This window comes from Neptunomonas antarctica, assembly GCF_001305295.1.
In the GTDB taxonomy this organism is placed as follows: Bacteria; Pseudomonadota; Gammaproteobacteria; order Pseudomonadales; family Balneatricaceae; genus Neptunomonas; species Neptunomonas antarctica.
On record NZ_LJSI01000040.1, the window covers coordinates 1 to 20767 of the forward strand.

The window sequence follows — 20767 nt, forward strand, 5'->3', positions numbered from 1 at the left end:
GACGCTCTCCCAACTGAGCTACACGCCCATAATGCATTTCTTACATTTTTATACTAATAAATTATTCAGTTTTGATAAGTAATAAAACTTAACAAACACATCAAATTAACTAGTTCCTTAACGACCCGAGGCAATCTTATAACAGATACATCACGTTGTTAAGTGGCGGAATGGACGGGACTCGAACCCGCGACCCCCTGCGTGACAGGCAGGTATTCTAACCAGCTGAACTACCACTCCGTTTCCGTTCATGACTTACGTCCCTGAACGAGGTGCGCATTTTAAATACTTCCCCTGCATTGTCAAACGTTTACGTCAAAAAAAGCTATATTTTTTCATTCTGCACAAAAAACATACAATCCTTTGGCTCTTTATTCACATTTGGCATGAAAACACTCTTAGGTTTCGCACTCCTCTTCGAAACCAAGCCAACGCAATAAACCGTCTAACCGCTCGAAAACACCCCTCCAATAGTATAAACCTCGACATATACATAAGAAGACGAGCTAAAAACAACAACCAAAAATACAGCTTCAGACATTGTCATCTAAATATTTACCGCTAAGTTCGCAGGTAAATTCACAATTAAGCGCCTATTCATTGTACGCTTTGAAGCAAAAGCACTAAAGTAACGCACTACTCATCAACATATTAGGAATGACTCAAGATACAATGCATACACTAAACGCATTAGAAAGCTTCATCGCTACCTGGCTAGTGCATAATAAAGACGCGCTTCCCGGCATTGAATTTGACCCTCAATGGCCTTCACTCTGTTACCGAGACCAAAACCTTAAAAGCGGCGACATGACGAGCTGGCAACCGCAGAAGCAAACCAGCCCATCCGATATTTTTACACGCCTGGGAGCTGCTCTGGAGACTGACATCCACCCGGATATCACAGCCTATTATACGAGCTATTGGTCTAATCATCTAAGCGCTGTAGCGCCTGCTGGTGATTTAGTACTGTTACAAGTATGGAACGAAGAAGACATGGAAAGGCTACGCGCTAACTTAATCGGCCACTGCGTAACCAAGATAAAACAGAAACAACCATTATCGTTATTTTTCGCCTGCACTGAACCCGACGATGGAATACTAACGCTACGCAACGATGACGGCACTATTTGGTTGGAATACCCGGGCAAAAAACCGGTTAAACAAATAGCAGATAATCTTCCGGCTTTTCTCAGTCAGCTAAAGCCTCGTTAACGACGAGCTTACCAGCCAACCGTAAACGAGAGCAGGCGGCTGATATGGCACAAAGGACGGCCCGATTCAGAACACCAAAGATTGAAGGCATCTTGCACTTTTTGAAGATCCTTCTTCCCTGTAGGCTTCTTATCAACAATGCCCTGAGCTTTTAATGCAGCCACGACATCATCCGTTAACACGAAGGTATCTTTACCTAACATCCGTAAAAAACAGGCGCCCGAGTTTCCACCCATCTGCGCCCCCTGCTGCTTTAATGCTGCCCAAAGGCCAATAATATTATCCTCCGGCCACTCTGCAATCCAGCGAGCACAACTCCCATGTTTTTCTGTCGTCTCGGTCAACATCATGGCATTAACGCGCGTCGCCTTAATCTTTCCCCAATGCCGGATAATCTGATCATTTTGCATCAGGTTTTCTAACTGATCATCGCTCATCAGCGCTACTTTATAAGGATCAAAACCAAAGAAAGCTTTTTCAAAAGCCGGCCACTTACTGTCCACCAGCGAATGCTTTAGCCCCGCACGGAAAACACGTCTGGTGAGTGTAGAAAACACTATTTTATCGTTCACTTGCGCTAACAATGATGGCGACATACACGTCGGCAATAACGACTCCAGAGCCTCACCTTTATACTGTAAAGCATGCTCATATAACCATTTAAAATCTTTCACTTTGCCTCTTCTATAAAATCCAGTGAAGCAGAATTCACACAGTAACGTAACCCGGTTGGCTCTGGACCATCAGGAAAAACATGCCCCAAATGCGAGTCACAACGCGCGCAGACTATTTCATCGCGAATCATACCGTGAGCAGAATCACGATATTCCAAAATAACATCATCACTGACCGGCTCCCAAAAACTGGGCCAGCCACTACCAGAATCGTACTTGGTCTGAGATTGAAATAAGGGCAGACCACAACACACACATGCGTATACTCCCTCTTTTTCGTTATGGTAGTACGTTCCGGTAAAAGCACGCTCCGTCTCTTTTTTTCGACAGATACTGTATGTTTCAGCCGACAGGATTGCTTTCCATTCATCCTCAGATTTTGTGACTTTCTCAGCATGTTTCATTGCACGACCCTCTCCGTTCACGGATGCCAAAACAATCAACCAGGCAACGCTATCTACTTTTAAATTTGAATTCACATAAAAGCATACTATTTATCAGAAAACTAAATTTTCAGTTTTTGAGAACCCGCATCTTATAGTTAGTGGTAGTTCTTTTAATAGTCAAAAAAGCGTATGATTATCAACCTTTTTTATAAATTGTTACTCGCACGCCAGTACATATAAAGGATACTCGCGGGCTACGGGATTGTTAACATGCCAGTTATCAGAAAATCGAACAAGCTGATCAACGTTTGCTACGATATCCGGGGGCCAGTGCTCCAGGAAGCTAAACGTCTAGAGGAAGAAGGAAACCGCATCCTCAAACTCAATATCGGCAACCCTGCGCCCTGGGGATTTAATGCACCCGAAGAGATTGTTCAGGACGTCATCCGTAACCTGCCTGCCTCGCAGGGATATTGTGATTCAAAAGGCTTGTTCGCGGCCCGTAAAGCCATTATGCAAGAGTGCCAGAGAAAAAAAATTGCCAACGTTACCGTTGAAGATATTTATATCGGTAATGGCGTTTCTGAATTGATTGTCATGTCAATGCAGGGCCTGTTAAATGATACGGATGAGATGCTAATTCCTGCACCGGACTACCCTCTGTGGACAGCAGCAGTGAGTCTTGCCGGCGGCAACCCCGTACACTACCGATGTGATGAAGAATCTGGCTGGATACCGGATATTGATGATATGCGTAGTAAAATCACAGCCAATACGCGCGGCATTGTCGTCATCAACCCCAACAACCCAACCGGTGCTGTTTATCCAAAAGTGATTCTTGAACAGATCATGGATTTGGCCAGAGAGCACGACCTCATTGTTTTTGCTGATGAAATTTACGACAAAATAATATATGACGAAGCTGAGCACATCTCATTAGCGTCGTTAGCGGATGATGTTCTCTGTCTGACTTTCAATGGTTTATCCAAAACCTACCGTGCGGCAGGATTCCGTTCTGGATGGGTTATTATCAGCGGACCCAAGCATCGCGCCCGCGATTACGTTGAAGGGTTGGATATGCTCAGCAACATGCGCTTATGTGCCAATGTTCCGGCACAACATGCCATACAAACGGCATTGGGTGGATACCAGAGCATTAACGAACTGATCGTCCCTGAAGGAAGACTTTATGAGCAACGCGATCTTGCATGGAAAATGCTTAATGACATTCCTGGCGTATCCTGCGTCAAGCCTAAAGGAGCTATGTATCTATTCCCAAGGCTAGATCCTGACGTATACCCGATCAAAAATGATGAGAAAATGGCACTGGATTTATTGCAGCAGCAAAAAGTACTTGTCGTTCAAGGTAGCGGTTTTAACATGCCTGATACGCAACACTTCAGAATTGTTTTTCTACCCCGCATTGATGAATTGGAGGATGCCATAACACGGATTGGCACGTTCCTTAAAACGTATGAGCAATAATTATTGAAAGAGCGACTTTAAGCCCGCTCTTTTTATAAACTTTAGTTGTGCAGTACGCCAACTCGCGCTAATGTTTGTAAGAAATTCGTCATTTAAATGACATACTATGTATATCTGTTAACAACATTTTCTAGGTACAGCAATGTTTATCAAAATCAAGAAAAATTGCGGAATCTACATGCAACACAACGGTTTGGAAAAACAGCACCTTGTGCCTGTGACGTCAAACTTCCTAATCAATCTGGATCATGTCGCTGAGGTTTCTTTCTATACAATCAAAGAGAAAAAAATTCGCTACGACCTTGAAAACCATGAATTTCAAATCCAGCCGCATACACGTGTCCTGCATCTCCAGATGACTTATACCTACGCGATGATTAAAGAAAACATCAATGGCACGAAAGGCAGCCTCGTAGAACGCAGCTATTACAAACTCCATTTCTTGCCAGAAGAGATGGGGCAGTATGATGAATTGCGTACTAAAATCGAAGAGCATGTTTTAAATCTGTGATTCACCGATAGCTTCACACTGAAAAGGCAGCATTTTTGCTGCCTTTTTATTGGCTTAATTCAATCGCCAATGTCACACGCAGCAAGACACGCAAGCACGTCATTGACATCATTCATAGCACGGTGCGCTCTAACTTGGCTAATAGCGACTAACCGATATTGTATTAATTGAGCCCCCTCCAGAATTTTATCAATTCCTTGCATGACGAAAGCAGGTTTCATCATCGCAGACTCGAAAAGCCGCTGCATCCAGAAATAATCAAATTCATAGGCGTCGCTGGTAACCGCTTGACCTTCAAGCATGCGATTAAGACGCCGGCATGCGTCTCTAACCGAAATACCATTGGCAACCAACTCATCCCTGTCTATACCATGAATATCGTTGGCAACAGGATCCCAGTCAGTCCAGTTATATCCAGTATCGGGGTTAATCAGGAAAGCGTCTGACTTTCCCGTCAACGCACTCTTCCAGGCAATTTCGATCGGGTAAGATCGCGACCCCATCCCACTGGCTTCAATATCAATACAGATTACGGATGCTTTACTCATTGTGCTGAAATACCATTGCTTTTACACCACACTCAGGCTCAAGTTCTGGAAAGTCATTTTGCGCTACAATAAGCTCAATAAAGCCAAATTGCGGACACTCCTCGTGCATCAGGTTTCTGACGAAAGATTGATCATGGGCCGGATCATTATGACAAGCTAACACAAGCGCCTGCGGTGCAGCCAACTCCGGCAATCGTCTTAGCACTTTTCGGTAATCATTTTCTGCAATAAAACTGCCCGGCTGGAAACTCGGGGGATCAATAATAATCACATCATAAGGACCAGGCCTTTTGATACGCCCCCATGATCTCAACATATCATAGGGCATAAAAGTGACCGCTGAGAGATCATGCTGATTGAGCTGGTGATTCGCCCGCCCAATACTTAATCCCCTTTTACTCATGTCCACGTTCACAACCCGCTCTGCGCCACCCGCCATAGCAGCAACCGAAAAGGCACAGGTAAAAGAAAATAAATTAAGCACACTTTTACCGTGCGAATGCCTGCGTACCCAGTCGCGGCCATGGCGCATATCCAAAAACAGGCCACTATTTTGAAACTGCGCCGGCCTAATCTCATATTTCAATGAAGACTCATTAGCAATGAGTAATTCAGGCACCTCACCAAAAATCGCTTCATGCTGAGTCTCTCGCCCTCGGCCTCGGTGCTGAACTAAAAGACCGGTCACCCTAGAATCATTCGCGAAAAAGGCTTTGAGCTGACTCAATGTCTCTTCGGGAACATCAGCATACAACCGAATAATCACCACAGGTGAAAACCAGTCAATGACAACCGACTCATAACCTGGAAAAAAACCACCCCGCCCATGTAATAAACGGCGGCATTGATTGCCTGCAATTTTTTGTTGCTCATGTATCCAACGATAAATATCAGTCACTTAACCTCCTGAGTTGATACTCTGAATTATAAAGAGATGCCCCAAGCCCGACCAGCAAATATATGCGAGCCTGCTCTTAACTCTATTTCCTTTTATGCTTTTATGATGTTGATAACTATTCGATCTATAAGAAATGAGATTCATGTACGGTGCAGTTATTCTATTTAACTTTATGTTTAACGAGCCTTGTGGGAGTCTTCATGGTCGGCGTCTGGTTTTCGCGGCAAATACAGCCAGCTATCCTCTTGGAGGTCCAGCTTTTTTTATATCAAAACCGTAGCTTGAGAGTATTTATTATGAAAAAGATCAGCAGAATTTTACTGGCATGCATCATGTCTGTGTTGATGGCAACTTCCGCAATGGGAGCAAGTCTTCTCGATGAGATCGTCTCAAGAGGAGAGCTAAGGGTAGGCATGACGGGTGACTACAAACCCTTTACCTACAGAGAGGGTGACGAATGGTCTGGTATAGACGTAGATATGGCTAAATCACTGGCCAAATCTCTTGACGTTAAACTTGTCATAGTTCCGACTACCTGGAAGAAAATCACAGATGAAGCAGTAGAGGGCAAGTACGACATAGCAATGGGAGGCGTCTCAGTAAAACTCTCCCGCCAGAAAGTCGGGCTCTTCTCTGACCCATACTTTGTCACAGGTAAAACCCCTATTACCAGAGATGAAAATGTCGATCGTTTCCAGACACTGAAGCAAATAGACCAGCCAGACGTTACCGTAATAGTCAACCCTGGCGGCACAAATGAACAGTTCGCCAGAGCCAACCTGAAAAAAGCAAAGATAATTGTCTATGACGACAATGTAACCATATTTGACAAGATCGTAGATGGAACAGCCGATCTAATGATGACGGATTCTGTGGAGACACTACTTCAGCAGAAACTCCGCCCTGAGCTTGAAGCAGTGCATCCAGAGGCACCTTTTAACCGCTTTGAGAAGGCTTATCTGATGCCAAGAGATTTTGTGTGGAAAGCCTACGTAGACCAGTGGCTTCACATCTCCGATCTTACCGGAGAGTATCAGGCTATAAAAGACAGTTGGCTGAAGTAAATGTGACAAAAAGGCGGAATGCTCTTTTACACAGGCATTCCGTCTGAGGTATATCATTTACTGCTAGGGGATTATTTTTATCTACGAGCAGCCTCTCAGGCGCTTTCTGTTTTGCTTTTCTCTGTCTTGATAAACGCCAAGACGAGAGCGTCTATTACGCCAGATCAGCAACAAATATACCGATAGTTAATGACCATGGGGTTGCAACTTTTAATCAAAGCCTATATCTAATCACTAACTTTATTTTCGGAAAACATAACTATGCGTATCATTCTTTTTCTCCTGACAAACCTGGCTGTCATTGGCGTAGCCAGCGTGACGCTCAACCTGCTGGGTGTAGAGCATTACCTGTCAGGCACAGGATTGAATCTCACCTCATTGCTGATTTTCTGTGCTGTATTTGGCTTTGCCGGCTCCTTCATTTCTCTCTTTATTTCTAAGTGGATGGCAAAAAGATCGACGGGCACCCGGATCATTGATCAACCACGTACACAAGAAGAAAAATGGTTAGTAGAGACTGTAGCCGAACTGGCTAAAAAAGCGGGAATTGGTATGCCGGAAGTGGGTATATTCCAGGCAGAGCAGGCCAATGCTTTTGCCACTGGCTGGAACAAAAACAGCGCATTAGTGGCAGTCAGCACAGGTTTATTACAGCGCTTTCGTCCCGAAGAAGCACGTGCGGTAATGGCCCATGAAATTGGCCACGTTGCCAATGGCGATATGATCACCCTGACGCTAATACAAGGTGTTGTTAACACCTTTGTTATGTTTTTTGCGCGTATCGTCGGTTACTTTGTCGATTCTCTGCTGCGTAAAGGTAATGACTCGAGCGGTGTCGGCTTCGGCTATTACATTGCGACCTTTGTTGCAGAAATCATTTTTGGGATTGCCGCTTCAATCATCGTCGCCTGGTTCTCCCGTCGCCGTGAATATCGCGCCGACGAAGCCGGTGCAAAATTTGGTAGCACGGCAGGCATGATAGGTGCCTTGCAGCGCCTCAAAGCAGAATCAGGCATGCCTGATCAACTACCCAGCCAAATGACCGCATTCGGTATCAGCAGCCACACTAAAATGGGCTTTATGGCATTGATGTCCAGCCACCCCCCATTGGACGATCGAATCGCCGCACTACAAAATCTTCATTAATTAAATAACTTTATTTAAGACCGGACAGCACTTATTAAAAAGGGGCTAATGATTCTCATCATTAGCCCCTTTTGTACTCCATGAATTGCTTCATGATCGAAGCGTATTTTTCACATGGTTTATCTGTCAGCTTTTTAGCGGTTCACGCATGGTAACGAACTCTTCTGCAGCCGTCGGGTGAATACCAATCGTGGAGTCGAATACTGCTTTGGTTGCTCCCGCTTTAAGGGCAACCGCTAATCCCTGGATAATCTCTCCTGCATCCGGGCCGACCATATGTACGCCCAGTACTTTGTCAGAACTCTTTTCGACAATCATTTTCATCAGCGTACGTTCACTGCTTCCCGACATCGTATGCTTCATCGCACGAAAATCACTGCGATAGACATCAATATCCTTGCCCTGCTCACGCGCCTGCTCTTCAGATAAACCGACGGTACCGATATTAGGCTGGCAGAACACCGCCGTCGGAATAAGACTGTAATCTACGGCAGGGCTGCCTTCCTGATAAAGATGTCGAACCAACGCCATGCCTTCAGCCAAGGCGACAGGCGTAAGTTGAACACGGTCAATGACATCACCGATCGCATAAACCGAAGGCACGCTTGTCTGGAAATTATCGTTAACGACGATTGCCCCATTTTTCTGCTGCTCTACGCCCAGCGCTTCAAGACCCAGATTATTAACATTAGGTACACGCCCGGTGGCATAGAGCACACAATCAGTTTCATGGGTTGTGCCATCACTCAACATCAGCAGTAAACTACCATCGGCCTGCTTTTCAATAGACTCAATGTTATTGTTAAATTTGAGGTCAACATGCTTTTTAGCCACTTCCTGAGCAACAAATTCGCGAAGATCACGATCAAAGCCCCTTAGGAACAGATCGCCACGGTAGATCAAGCTGGTTTCAGCTCCCAGCCCGGCAAAAATACCCGCAAATTCCACGGCAATATAACCACCACCCACCACGACCGCACGTTTAGGAAAGGTGTCCAGAAAAAAGACTTCATTGGAGCTAATGATATGCTCTTTACCGGGTATTTCTGGAACAAATGGCCAGCCACCGGTAGCGACTAAAATACGCTCGGCCGTATAGTGCTTACCATTGACGGCAACCGTATGAGCATCGACCAGCGTGCCGCGACCATCCATCAGTTCGCATCCGGAATTAACCAGTAAGTTACGATAAATACCGTTCAGACGACTAATTTCAGCATTTTTCCCATCACGTAAAGTCGGCCAATGAAAACTACTTTCGCCTACCGTCCAACCAAAGCCTGCGGCTTCATGAAATTCTTCTTTATAGTGTGAGGCATAAACAAACAGTTTTTTGGGCACACAGCCGACATTAACGCAGGTACCGCCAAGGTAACGGTCTTCCGTTACCGCAACCCGAACACCCATAGTAGCGGCCATACGCGCCGCTCTTACACCACCTGAACCGGCACCAATAACAAAGAGATCAAAATCGTAAGCAGACACAGCTAAGCTCCTATGTGAATTTTATTTACTGTAACGATTCAGGCGATAAAGTGCCAATCAAAGATAACTACTAACATCATAGGAAAATCAAATCAGCCCACATGAATGAACCTTCTTAGAGCAACGAAAAGACGTGCTAGAATAGTAGTCTATTTAATCAATTGTTGATGGAACCGCATGAAAGTTATCTCTTTTAATGTTAATGGACTACGTGCCCGACCTCACCAGATTGCGGCGCTCATCGAAAAGCACGACCCGGATGTCATAGGGCTACAGGAAATTAAAGTCGACGATCCGCAGTTTCCCAAGGAGATGATTGAAGCGCATGGCTATCATGTTGAATACTTCGGTCAGAAAAGTCATTACGGCGTCTGTCTGATATCAAAAAAACCACCGCTAAGCATTCAGAAAGGTTTCCTGACAGACGAAGCAGATGCCCAGCGCCGTATGATTATCGGCACATACGCTACCCCAAAAGGAAACACCGTCACCGTGCTTAACGGCTACTTTCCTCAGGGCGAGAATATTGAACATCCGATTAAGTTTCCTGCTAAAGCCCGCTTTTATGCGGATCTTCAGGAACATTTATGCACTCATCACTCGCCAGATGAGAACCTGATTGTGATGGGCGATATTAATATATCACCCACCGAGCTGGATATTGGCATCGGCGAAGTCAATCGTAAGCGCTGGTTGAAAACAGGAAAGTCCAGCTTTCAACCTATCGAAAGAGAATGGCTTGCCCGCCTGCAGAACTGGGGGCTAACCGATACATTCAGACAGTTACATCCAGACGTAGACGACCGTTTCAGCTGGTTCGATTACCGCAGCCGTGGCTTCGAAGACGTGCCTAAACGCGGCCTCAGGATCGATGTTATTTTGGCCACACCCTCACTGGTACAAACTTGTCAGGAATCAGAGATCGACTACGAACTCCGTGGGATGGAAAAACCCTCTGACCACGCTCCCATCTGGGCAAGCTTTGATCTTTGATGTTATAAAAATCACTCTGTTACCGGGCTAACAAAGCCCGGTTGCTTAATCAGCAACACATCACAGTCGACCTTATCTAATACCCGCTCTACAGAACTGCCTATTAAGAAGCGCTCAACAACTCCTCTCGCAATGGAGCCCATTATCAGAATATTTATATTTTCGCGTTTAACTAAAGCCGGTATTACTTCGTGAATTTCCCCCTCCTCAAGATTTAAGATGGCCGAGGCTAACGCTTCCCCCTCAACCAAGGCCTGTAAGACTTCAGTGTGTCGCGTCTTAACTTTCTGATGCAGTGTTGCATAATCCATTGTCAGATGTTCATCAAAAATAGCAACTTGGGGAATGCTGCTAAAACTATGCACTACATGTAACTCGCCGAGCAGCAGGTTCGCTATACTGTTTGATGTCATCAATATTTCATGATCAAGTTTATTTGGCTCATCACACTGATGAAACGGATCAACCATCGCAGCTATACGGGGGTGTGCTGACCATGCCGTATCTTTCACCAGCAGCAAAGGCACCGGACATTGCGCGATCAACTGCCAATCGCCCTGCCTGAAAATATAATATCCCAGTGGGTGCTTGCCTACCGAAGCAATCACCATATCCGCACGAAATCTTAAAGCCTTTTTAATGACACCTTCTGCTGCATTTTTATTCCAGGTAACATCATAACCAACACTTAAACCTTGCCGTTCTAATTGCTCAGCAATACGGATTAGCTCGCGTTCTTTCTGATGTAAATACCCTGCTTTGGCATGTTTTTCCAGCTCTGTGTCGAACATATAACTACGATGTAAAGAATCATTATAACAACAACGGAATAACTCAATAGATATCTCATTTTGTTTTGCTAGTATTCTGATTTTTTCCATCAGTGCGTCTGATACCTGATCAGAGTCAATATGTACTAACACTCTTAATATTTTCATAAACACCTCATCCCTTGCTTACCCTGCTTAGTATTACGATAACAAGTCGATAAATTTTAGTCTTGATCCTGCTCAACACTCTTAGTGTTAAAACAGCAAATATTATTTACATTAGTTAAATCTAATATATAATACTTTAAACTATTTTTGGAGATTTATCATGACTGTGAATTCTGCGCTTCGCTTAATGGCAGGCACTGTTGTACTAATTAGCCTGGCACTCGGTACTTACATCAGCCAAAACTGGTTTTATCTAACGGGATTTGTTGGTTTAAACCTGCTTCAATCTGCTTTTACCGGATGGTGTCCAGCGATTACCATTTTTAATAAATTAGGCTTAAAACAAGAATCCTGTAATGTCTCAGGTATGACGGTGCCTCAGGGGGTACATATTCTGGCAGGCTCTATCATCTTAGGGACTATCATCGCAGTTCTCGTTTTCAACGTTAGCATGACACTACTTGCTGTGACCGCTATTATCGGCGTCAGTTTAGTGCAATCGGCATTTACCGGATGGTGTCCAGGAATGACCATTGCGAGACTTGTGGGCTTTAAAGATATAGTTTGAGTTTATAAGGGTTAACCCCTTTTCTACCGAAAAAAGCGCCTAAACTGGCGCTTTTTTATAGTAAACAACCCGCTTTATACTTTTTATCTGTATATTAGAAGAATGAAATGACAAAAAGCATTTTATAACGGATCCAGAGATCTGTTTTTTTTCAGATGTATTATTTGGAGATCGAAGTTTGGCTACTGTAAATGAACCCAGCCTCAATGTTGAGACGCTCGAAATGATGAAGGCCAATGCTTCACGCGCCGCCAAACTCATGAAAGCATTAGGCAATGAAAGTCGGTTATTGATACTTTGCTATTTAGATGGCAAAGAACTCTCCGTCACCGAGCTGAACAACTGTCTGGATCTAAGCCAGTCAGCACTATCTCAGCACTTAGCCGTTCTTAGAAAAGATGGCTTAGTCAGTACTCGACGTGAGTCACAAACAATTTTTTATTCACTTTCAGGCGATACAGCGAAGCGTATAATACATACCCTTCATGAAATGTACTGCCCGACAGCCTGAACTCCTTAATAAAGATCCTGCTGCCACAAATCCACAGTTAAAACCAACAGTGGCCAAAAAGGTGCCGCAAGGCACCTTAATATTTACAAGACTAATGCTGTAACCGGGTCACTTGCCAATCTTCAGTAGGTTCGTTGAGTTTCATTTTCATATCAACAACCTCTTCTTCCATATTAAATGTATTTGTAAATCCAAGTTTCATAGCCAGCCCCTGCATACCTTTATTTGTCGGCAATGTTGACCCTTCAATGACTAAAGTCTGACGACTACGGCAATAATCAACCGCTTTACGCATCAGTATGACACCCAGACCTTCTCCCTGCAGATCATCTCTGATCACAATAGAGAACTCACTTCGAATATTATCCGGGTCTGTTACAACCCGGACAACACCTAGTGTTTCTGGACCTTGCCCGTTCAGACTCGGAGCCGAAACGATAAACGCCATCTCGCGGTCATAATCAATTTGAGTCCAACTAGCCAACTCCTGATGTGTCGGCACACCACGACTGTAAAAATAGCGCATTCGAATAGACTCTGGACTAAGTTTATTATAAAAATCCAAATGCCTGGGCTCGTCCTCACCACGAATGGGTCTTACTACAGCGGGCCTGCCTGAACGCTTCAACGCTATAGACTCTTCTAAATCACCTGGATAAGGTGATATAGCCAATTGTGACTTTTCACCAATTGAAACAGCAACATCAACAGCAAGTACCCCTAACCTGTTTAACAGCAAAGGATTGATTTCTAAACCTTGAAGGTTTGGCAGATCGACTACCATCTCGGATAGCTTAAGGATGATATCGGCTAATTGCTCCATATCCCGTTCAGGTTGCTGGCTATGCTCTTCAATGATTTTATAAATACGAGAATTTTTCACCAACTCTTTGGCAAGCGCCATATTCATAGGGGGCAGCATGACATGTCTGTCAGCCAGCACATCAACGGTAAAGCCACCCGCACCAAACACAATAATAGGACCGAAGGTAGGATCTCTGGTGATACCAACATTAATTTGCAGGGACTGAAAGCCTCGTTTCATCTGTTGTACACAAAAACCCATATTGCCTTCTTCGCCAATACTCTCACTGACACGATAGGCTAATTTTGTGGTCGCATGCCGGACATCCGCTAATGAAGTCAGATCTTGTGCGAGATCATGTCGGCGATGAAAGGACACATCATCATAGCTAAATGGATATACATTTTTAGTATGCAAAGCCTTAATAGCAACAGCCCCTCCGAGCTCTTTTGCCAGCTCAATGACACCCTCAATATCATCGGAGTAATAGCTATTTTGGACAGGGATATCATACTGATCCAGCAGATCACAAGCTTCGCTATGCTTAAGATAGTCACGGGGCTCAGCCATTGCATCCGCTATTATTTTTTTAGCTTTTTGATGGTTCTGAGTATTCTGTTCGACGTACGAGGCAGGCGTCTGACGCATCACCTCCTGATTGCGTCGATAATCCACCATATGCATAAAGGCATCTACCGCTTCTTCCGGTGTGATAAACGCGGCTACATTGGCGGCATTACAGTGATTTCTTGCTTCGATTGCAGTGGCGCGACCCATCCAGCACGTCAGAATATTCCGGGGCGACTTCCGTATCACCTTAACAATCTCGTCGGCCGTTTCAACACTGGGTGCCCGGCGAGTCGGTGCATGAATAGACAAAATAACATCTACTTGCTTATCTTTAGTTAAAATTTCAGCAACTTGTGCGAAACGTTCAGGTGTTGCATCTGCATTCAGATCTACCGGATTTTTCGGATTCCAACCCGCAGGCAAAAGCCTTTCAAGCTGTACGATAGTTTCTTCGCTCAATACCGCCAATTTACCACCCGTTTTAAGCAATCGATCGGTGGCTAAAGCATTCGGACCCGATCCATTACATATAATGGCCAAACGTTCGCCTCTGAGCGGCTTCATTTTCGAGAGCGTTTCAAGTGCATTAAAGAGTTGATCGGACGTTTCAACACGTACGGCCCCCGCACGCCTCAGCGCCGCGTCATACACCATATCTTCATCTGGAATTCCCGGCGCTTTCGGCGCCTTCAGGCCATCATCAGAGAAAATACCGGACTTCAATACCAGCACTAATTTATTACGGGATGCCGACCGCAATGCGGAGATAAAATTTCTTGAGGACCCAGAGACTCGATCCAACTGTAATAAAATAGAATAGGTGTAAGGATCTTGTGCCACATAATCAATAACCGAGGAAAGATCAACATCAGCCCCATCACCTAGTGTTAAAAAGTGAGAAAATCCGATTTCACGACCATTGGCCCAATCAATCATAGCAGTGCCTAACAAGCCAGATTGACCGATATAAGCCACTTTCCCTTTCTGAATATTCATATGTGAATAGCTGGCATTCATATTTGAACCGGGGACTAAAAGCCCCATACAATCCGGCCCAAGAATACGTATACCGTAAGGTCTGGCAGCTTCTTTCACAGATTCACTGAGTGTTTTAGCCGCAGGGTTGTTCTTGATAGAAAGCCCACCGGTCAGAATAATTGCAGCTTTGACCATGTGCGCACCCAATTTTCGAATAATATCAGGCACAGAATCAGGCGGAGAACAGATAATAGCCAAATCAGGCATCTCGGGAAGCGCTGAAATACCTGTGTAACATGAAACACCAAAAACCTTTTTATACCCCTCAGGGTTAATACACATCAGCAATCCCGGGAACTGACTCTCCAATAAATTCTGGATGACAATGCCTCCCATACTGCCAGGTTTTTCAGATGCGCCAAATACAGCTATCGACTTAGGTTTAAAAAACCGCTTTAAGTATCGAGTGCTCAAAACCCTATCTCCATAATGCTTCTAAAAGATTCTACTTACTAATGTCAAAAAGTATACATACAATATCTCTATTACGCAGTCGCAATATTATTAATATATCCATAAACACTAGCTTAAATCAATTTTTAACATAATAATTGCTGCATAGCAGCAATAAATTAATCCTAGCGTAGCCCATCCTTTCTCTGGATTACATTCTGTGATGCTGACACAAAAGCACTCACCATCTATCCTTCCACGATCATCAACTTCAGCACACAAAGTCATTAAAACTCAAACCATATTAGTATTGATTTATTTTCAATCAATTGTTGAAAATTACAAATTTTTTTCAATTTACAATACTGATATCCACTGATAAAAATCGCACTCATAAATTACTGCCACATCGACACTGCATTGTCGGCGTGGCACAAATAATGAAGTAGTCTTTATTTGGAGAGGGCCACTCTTATGAGTGATAAAATGATTCCCAGTGACGATTCTCTGGATGATACAGATATCCTTGATTTTGATGATGTCGAGGATTTAGGATTTATTAGCACACAAAAAAATACGCGTCGGAACATGCGCCGCAGTATCGAAGAAAAACTTGAAGCAAGAATGCTTCAAAAAAGCATAACAGAACTATTCGATGATGACTTTTAAAGCTTTTATTTACGCCATTTCGAAACTTATATGTGAGAAATTTCGGTCAATAGATCATAGGCTCTGTTGTACATATTTTTGTTCCTAACCCTTTTGTATAGCTCGCGATTGAGTTTGTAGCATTTTTACACGTTATCGATTTAAAAATTCAATTTCTCGTACAAGAAACATCCGATATATATTCGAACAATCAGGCTGATGCTGGCTCTAACGAGACCCACCCTGTATTTCCAAGAACAGACAAGCTGTTCTTCAACTTTGATATAACGTAGAGAACACGGTTATGAGCACCAAAATACGCGTAGAGACCCTCTCCTCCGATAATTTAGAAGACTGGGATTATGCGCTGCTTGATAACGACGATGTCAATAAAAACAGAAAACGTGGTGAGTACCATGGAGAAAACCGCAAAAAAATCGACGACTATATTGAAGAACGTCGACTAAAACAGCACATTGTGCATGACTATAGCTTTGACAGTATGAGTCACTAAAATTAATAATATGACATTCAGCTTACGGCTGAGTAGATCTTAATAGTGAAATCTTAGCGCCAAGCGCTTCATACATTATTATCGTGAGCCAGCAAACAACATCTGGCTCACATTTGCTCATACTATGTTTATTAAAACTCTATTTAGTAATAGTTTTTTGATTATAACTCTTTATTTTCCAATGCCAGGCGCAAACCCAAAGCAACCATAACGCATCCAGTCATTCCCTGAAGCCACTTTTCAGCACGCCCTCCCAAGCCCCATCCCTTTATATGGCACAAAAGAAAAGTCAGCGCAGATAACCATATCATGCCAATCACAAAGTGAATGCTAGCCAAACCTAGTGACTGCGTTAAAAGATTAGCGTTAGGATCCACAAATTGAGGTAAAAAAGCCATGTAGAATATAATAGGTTTTGGATTTAATACATTGGATAAGAGCCCCTCCCTCACTGATCGCGGCCAATTAAAATTACCGGCCGTGATAAGACCTGCAGTATCAAGTTGCATTTTATTTAGCGACCGCAAACTCTGAATACCCAGCCAGATAAGATATACAGCGCCTACTAGTTTAAGCAAACCAAAAGCCCAAGCGGACTGCAACAGTATCATTGAAATTCCAATAGCGGAAATCGTAGCATGTACAAATAAACCACTGCAGATACCCAAACTACTGACGAAACCATCTTTCCAGCCGCCTCGCGACGTATTCCGTAAAACCAATAGCGTATCAACACCTGGCGATATCGTTAGTAATGTAATCGCTATCAGGAACGCTATAAACTGAGCATCCGTCATCGTAGTCCCCTCTCCGGATATTTACATTTAAATATACACCTCACACTCAAAGCAAGGAAGGATTTGGCTCAATTTATCAGGAGGTTGTGTTATCATGCAGCCCCCATAAATAGCAGGTACTTGATGATGGCTATCTCACTTCAGGATCAGTTATTAAAAGCAGGACTGGCCAACAAACAACAGGCTAAAAAAGCCAAAGCTCAAAACAAGAAAACGAGCAAGCAGGATAAGGCGGCATCTGTAGCCGATACTCAGAGAAGCCTTGAACAAACGCGTCAGGAAAAAATAGCGCGCGACAAAGCCTTAAATAAGCGCCGAGATGAGGAAAAAGAAAATAAGGCGTCCGCCTCGGAAGCTCGGCAACTGATACTGCATCATAAAATCAATATTAGTAATAAAGCAGAAATCGGTTACCGATTTGTTGATGGTAAGCTGGTTAAAAACCTGTACATCACTTCAGATTTACAAAATCAGCTGGCGCGCTCGCAACTGATAATTTCGAAGCTGGAAGATAAGTATTATCTTATCCCTGCAGATATTGCTGACCGGGTAGAAGTGCGACAGCCCGACTGGATTATCCGAATAAAACCGGCAGAAAAACCCGCAGAAGATGATCCTTATGCTGACTATGTTATCCCAGATGATCTGATGTGGTAGCCACCTATATAGCCGGATTCATTAGAATCCGGTTTATTTACGACTTAGCTAAATAACTATAACTTAACGATAGGCTAACTTAGCGCAGCACTGCTTACTCTCAAATAGCCCAGTCTGGTTTTTCCTGCTGGATTTTCAAGTGTCTCGTCATCTGTTCAAAGTTGAGGGGTTTAGTAAAATAAGTCCCTTGTCCCAGGTCACATCCATAAACGCGTAGCAACGCCAGCTGATCTTCACCTTCGATTCCTCCTGCCACTACTTTTAAGCCTAATTTATGCGCCATCGTAATAACGGTATGAGTTAACGTTGCATCACTACGATTTTCAACCATGTTAGCTATAAAGTTACGGTCGATTTTCAGGGCCGATACGGGAAAGCGGGTTAAGTAACTGAGTGAACTATAACCCGAACCAAAACCATCAATACTAAGGGACACTCCCAACGCCAGTAAATTATTGAGGATCGGCTGCACCTCTTCATGATGCTGAGCTAACATCGATTCTGCTATCTCGAGCTCTAAAACACATGGATTCACGCCAGTCTCATTCAGTACCTGCTTTATCGTTCCCACAATATCTGAGTTAGTTAACTGGTACATTGAAATGTTCACGGCCATAGCTAATGGCTGATTGCTTAAGTGCTGAAATTTTTGTACATCGCGACAGGCCTGATAAAGCGCAAACTCCCCCAACTTATCGATAATACCAATTTCTTCCGCCGCTGATATAAACTCTTCCGGACTCACAAACCCTAACCGCGGGCTTTGCCAGCGCATCAACGCTTCAAAGCCGCATACATCTTCTGTATTAATTTTATTTTTGGTTTGGTACACCATAGAAAGTTCATTATTGGCTAACGCATGACAAATTTCCGTTTCGAGCTCTACTTTCCGCTTATTTTTCTCATCTAAGGCATGGCTGAAAAAACTGTAACGACACAGACCTTGGTTTTTAGATGCATTAAGAGCAATATCTGCATGCTGTAAAATACTGGAAACATCGGCACTATCTTCTGGATAACGTGCAATTCCGATATTTACTGAAATAAATAGTTTCTTACCTTCCAGCAACACGGGCTGTTTCATTACTGTCATAATATTTTCGGCGAGCGTAATGATTTCCTGATCACTATTAAAGACCATCGAAACCAGAAACTCATCACCACTCATATGACACGCGGTTCCTCTTTCGGCAACGGTCTGCTGCAATCTGGCAGCGATAAGTAGCGATATCTGATCACCTAGCAGATGTCCAAACGTATTATTAATTTGTTTGAAATTATCTACATCCATGTACAACACGGCAACGCATTGATTGTTTTTCCATGCTTTTTCAAAAGCCTCCGCAAGCAAGCCATTAGTACGGCGACGATTCGGCAACCCCGTCAACGCATCATAATTAGCTTGCTTATACAGCCGCATCTCAACTTGTTTTCGCTCTGTAATATCCTGCGTCACCACCATATAATTAATTATATGTCCCAAATCATCCGTCACCGCACTGATTGAATATGAAAACCACTGCTTTTGGCTCTTCGCACTCCGCTCACCGTACCAGTTATTGCCATTCAGAAGGTTTTCCCTAATAATTTCAATATCTGTTTTTAATAAATCATGGGGAAAGTGTTCAAGTAATAATTGCCCGGATGCCAGCGAAATTGAAATATCATCACCATCACTTAAGCGCTTATTTGCATATTCAATCCGCCAGTTTTCATCGGTCACGATCACACTGCTAGAGCTTTGTTCAATTGCCTTCGAGAGTTTAAATACATTATGTTCTGCAGAATTTCGGGATGACTCAAATAACGATGCGCGATTTAATATGATTCTGAAGACAAAAAGCCCCACGATCAGGAAAACAAGTACGGCCAATGCAACATACTTCATTCGTTCTAACCAGCGAGAAAATAAATCATCATTCGGAATCCCGCTAACGATATAGAAATGATAAGCCTCTATTCTACTGGCCGTAATCAGCAGATTTTCATTCTGGTACTGCACACCCTGTGTTTTCCATTCACTTGATTGCTGAGTAAGCTCTGCAAGTATATTTAGAAAACCTTCCTCTACTTTCTGTGATACGAAACTCTGCCAGAAAGTATCTGATTCAGGGTAAGATATGTATACACGCCCATCCTCTCCGATAATCATTGAGCGACGTTTACTCTCTGCTTCCTCTGCTTCTTGCCATATAGCATCATTGCCTAATAAACGATAAGCCGCGACAACATAACCCGTCGTCACACCATATTCGTTTTTTATCGGCTTACGTATCGGCAAAATATTTTCACCTACAAAAGTAGGCCTAAACGGCCGCCCAATGATGACCTGATCATGATCGAACAGGTCAAGCCACTCAAGCGTATGAATATTTCCAGTGGTTGCCAGTATTGATCCTTTAGTATCAATAACCGCAAGCACTCGCATTTGAGGCGTTGCTCTGCGTAAGTCATCCAGACGGGTCTGAATAAAGGCATCAGGCTTGTTCTCTATCATGACCGAATGCGCTAATTCAGTAAGCACCGACTCTTGATGGCTGAAAAATCGACCTACCACTCTTGTCAGGCTTTTATTATGAGGCGTTAATGATTCATAGGCCTGCTGCTTAACATTACTCCAAGTGGCATAACTGAAAGCAATCAGGGCTGAAAGCATCAGTAAAGACAAAAGGCTATACAATAACGTAAACCAACGTGCGGTTCTTATGTCTACTTTACTCATTTCGACCTCATCATCCATTTTACGATGGCTTTTTTACTATGAATTTCTTATTACGATCCTAATAACAACGCATCATACGTGTCGCCGTAACGAGCAATAAAACAACCTTTTCTTTGAGATTATATCTGTATGATACGCTTGGTTGATTTTATAAAACTTATGCTTTAATAAAAAATTCCGTTACGAATATTAGTATCATTTCAC

General features: G+C 43.5%; 20 protein-coding genes and 1 tRNA gene. 11 read left to right on the top strand and 10 right to left on the bottom strand.

The features are described 5' to 3' along the window. Nucleotides 1-163: 163 nt before the first annotated feature. Nucleotides 164-240: transfer RNA gene (locus Nant_RS09840), tRNA-Asp, on the bottom strand. A 432-nt stretch (nucleotides 241-672) separates the two neighbouring features. Here Nant_RS09840 and syd point away from each other — a divergent pair. Further along, nucleotides 673-1212 carry a SecY-interacting protein gene (syd, locus tag Nant_RS09845; protein ID WP_076495955.1) on the top strand — a complete coding sequence of 180 codons (540 nt, stop codon included), beginning with the start codon at nucleotides 673-675 and terminating at the stop codon, nucleotides 1210-1212. A gap of 8 nt (nucleotides 1213-1220) precedes the next feature. Here the strand turns inward: syd and Nant_RS09850 are convergent, their stop codons facing one another. Then, the gene (locus Nant_RS09850; protein WP_054341480.1) at nucleotides 1221-1886 is read right to left on the bottom strand and encodes a DNA-3-methyladenine glycosylase I; all 666 of its coding nucleotides are present in this window, start codon (nucleotides 1884-1886) and stop codon (nucleotides 1221-1223) included. Then, nucleotides 1883-2290, bottom strand: coding sequence for a peptide-methionine (R)-S-oxide reductase MsrB (gene msrB, locus Nant_RS09855; RefSeq protein ID WP_054341481.1), 408 nt, complete (start codon nucleotides 2288-2290; stop codon nucleotides 1883-1885). Before msrB ends, Nant_RS09850 begins: the two co-directional genes overlap by 4 nt. A gap of 252 nt (nucleotides 2291-2542) precedes the next feature. On the opposite strand from msrB, the gene Nant_RS09860 reads away from it, so the two are divergent. Both Nant_RS09860 and Nant_RS09865 read left to right on the top strand, forming a co-directional pair. After that, nucleotides 2543-3757, top strand: a complete 1215-nt coding sequence (locus Nant_RS09860) for a pyridoxal phosphate-dependent aminotransferase (RefSeq protein WP_054341482.1) — start codon at nucleotides 2543-2545, stop codon at nucleotides 3755-3757. Nucleotides 3758-3935: 178 nt separating this feature from the next. After that, nucleotides 3936-4268 (top strand): hypothetical protein, encoded by a 333-nt coding sequence (locus Nant_RS09865; protein ID WP_238377110.1) that lies wholly within the window; start codon nucleotides 3936-3938, stop codon nucleotides 4266-4268. A 59-nt stretch (nucleotides 4269-4327) separates the two neighbouring features. Here Nant_RS09865 and Nant_RS09870 read toward each other — a convergent pair whose 3' ends face one another. Both Nant_RS09870 and Nant_RS09875 read right to left on the bottom strand, forming a co-directional pair. Then, a complete protein-coding gene (locus Nant_RS09870) occupies nucleotides 4328-4816 on the bottom strand; it encodes a 3'-5' exonuclease (RefSeq protein WP_054341484.1) in 489 nt (162 codons plus the stop codon). Beyond that, nucleotides 4809-5714, bottom strand: coding sequence for a class I SAM-dependent methyltransferase (locus Nant_RS09875; protein WP_054341485.1), 906 nt, complete (start codon nucleotides 5712-5714; stop codon nucleotides 4809-4811). Before Nant_RS09875 ends, Nant_RS09870 begins: the two co-directional genes overlap by 8 nt. Nucleotides 5715-6010: 296 nt before the next feature. On the opposite strand from Nant_RS09875, the gene Nant_RS09880 reads away from it, so the two are divergent. After that, nucleotides 6011-6778 carry a transporter substrate-binding domain-containing protein gene (locus Nant_RS09880; RefSeq protein ID WP_054341506.1) on the top strand — a complete coding sequence of 256 codons (768 nt, stop codon included), beginning with the start codon at nucleotides 6011-6013 and terminating at the stop codon, nucleotides 6776-6778. A 261-nt stretch (nucleotides 6779-7039) separates the two neighbouring features. Then, nucleotides 7040-7924 carry a protease HtpX gene (gene htpX / locus Nant_RS09885; RefSeq protein ID WP_054341486.1) on the top strand — a complete coding sequence of 295 codons (885 nt, stop codon included), beginning with the start codon at nucleotides 7040-7042 and terminating at the stop codon, nucleotides 7922-7924. Nucleotides 7925-8050: 126 nt separating this feature from the next. On the opposite strand, the gene gorA is transcribed toward htpX, so the two are convergent. Next, on the bottom strand, nucleotides 8051-9409 hold the full coding sequence (gene gorA / locus Nant_RS09890; protein WP_054341487.1) for a glutathione-disulfide reductase: 1359 nt from the start codon (nucleotides 9407-9409) through the stop codon (nucleotides 8051-8053). Nucleotides 9410-9586: 177 nt separating this feature from the next. On the opposite strand from gorA, the gene xthA reads away from it, so the two are divergent. Continuing rightward, entirely contained in the window at nucleotides 9587-10402 is an 816-nt protein-coding gene (gene xthA, locus Nant_RS09895; protein ID WP_054341488.1) for an exodeoxyribonuclease III, read from the top strand. An 11-nt stretch (nucleotides 10403-10413) separates the two neighbouring features. Here the strand turns inward: xthA and Nant_RS09900 are convergent, their stop codons facing one another. After that, a complete protein-coding gene (locus Nant_RS09900) occupies nucleotides 10414-11340 on the bottom strand; it encodes a universal stress protein (RefSeq protein WP_054341489.1) in 927 nt (308 codons plus the stop codon). A gap of 160 nt (nucleotides 11341-11500) precedes the next feature. Here Nant_RS09900 and Nant_RS09905 point away from each other — a divergent pair, with 160 nt between their 5' ends. Both Nant_RS09905 and Nant_RS09910 read left to right on the top strand, forming a co-directional pair. After that, nucleotides 11501-11908, top strand: coding sequence for a YgaP family membrane protein (locus Nant_RS09905; protein ID WP_054341490.1), 408 nt, complete (start codon nucleotides 11501-11503; stop codon nucleotides 11906-11908). Between the two features lie 226 nt (nucleotides 11909-12134). After that, entirely contained in the window at nucleotides 12135-12419 is a 285-nt protein-coding gene (locus tag Nant_RS09910) for an ArsR/SmtB family transcription factor (RefSeq protein WP_143773508.1), read from the top strand. A gap of 91 nt (nucleotides 12420-12510) precedes the next feature. On the opposite strand, the gene Nant_RS09915 is transcribed toward Nant_RS09910, so the two are convergent. Then, nucleotides 12511-15246, bottom strand: a complete 2736-nt coding sequence (locus Nant_RS09915) for a bifunctional acetate--CoA ligase family protein/GNAT family N-acetyltransferase (RefSeq protein WP_054341492.1) — start codon at nucleotides 15244-15246, stop codon at nucleotides 12511-12513. A gap of 453 nt (nucleotides 15247-15699) precedes the next feature. Here Nant_RS09915 and Nant_RS09920 point away from each other — a divergent pair, with 453 nt between their 5' ends. Further along, a complete protein-coding gene (locus Nant_RS09920; protein WP_054341493.1) occupies nucleotides 15700-15894 on the top strand; it encodes a PA3496 family putative envelope integrity protein in 195 nt (64 codons plus the stop codon). 283 nt (nucleotides 15895-16177) lie between these two features. Next, entirely contained in the window at nucleotides 16178-16387 is a 210-nt protein-coding gene (locus tag Nant_RS09925) for a hypothetical protein (RefSeq protein ID WP_054341494.1), read from the top strand. A gap of 161 nt (nucleotides 16388-16548) precedes the next feature. Here the strand turns inward: Nant_RS09925 and Nant_RS09930 are convergent, their stop codons facing one another. Beyond that, the gene (locus Nant_RS09930) at nucleotides 16549-17184 is read right to left on the bottom strand and encodes a LysE family translocator (RefSeq protein WP_054341495.1); all 636 of its coding nucleotides are present in this window, start codon (nucleotides 17182-17184) and stop codon (nucleotides 16549-16551) included. A gap of 123 nt (nucleotides 17185-17307) precedes the next feature. Here Nant_RS09930 and Nant_RS09935 point away from each other — a divergent pair, with 123 nt between their 5' ends. Beyond that, nucleotides 17308-17841 (top strand): DUF2058 domain-containing protein, encoded by a 534-nt coding sequence (locus tag Nant_RS09935; protein ID WP_238377111.1) that lies wholly within the window; start codon nucleotides 17308-17310, stop codon nucleotides 17839-17841. Between the two features lie 100 nt (nucleotides 17842-17941). Here the strand turns inward: Nant_RS09935 and Nant_RS09940 are convergent, their stop codons facing one another. After that, a complete protein-coding gene (locus tag Nant_RS09940; protein ID WP_162224933.1) occupies nucleotides 17942-20563 on the bottom strand; it encodes a bifunctional diguanylate cyclase/phosphodiesterase in 2622 nt (873 codons plus the stop codon). Nucleotides 20564-20767: the final 204 nt, after the last annotated feature.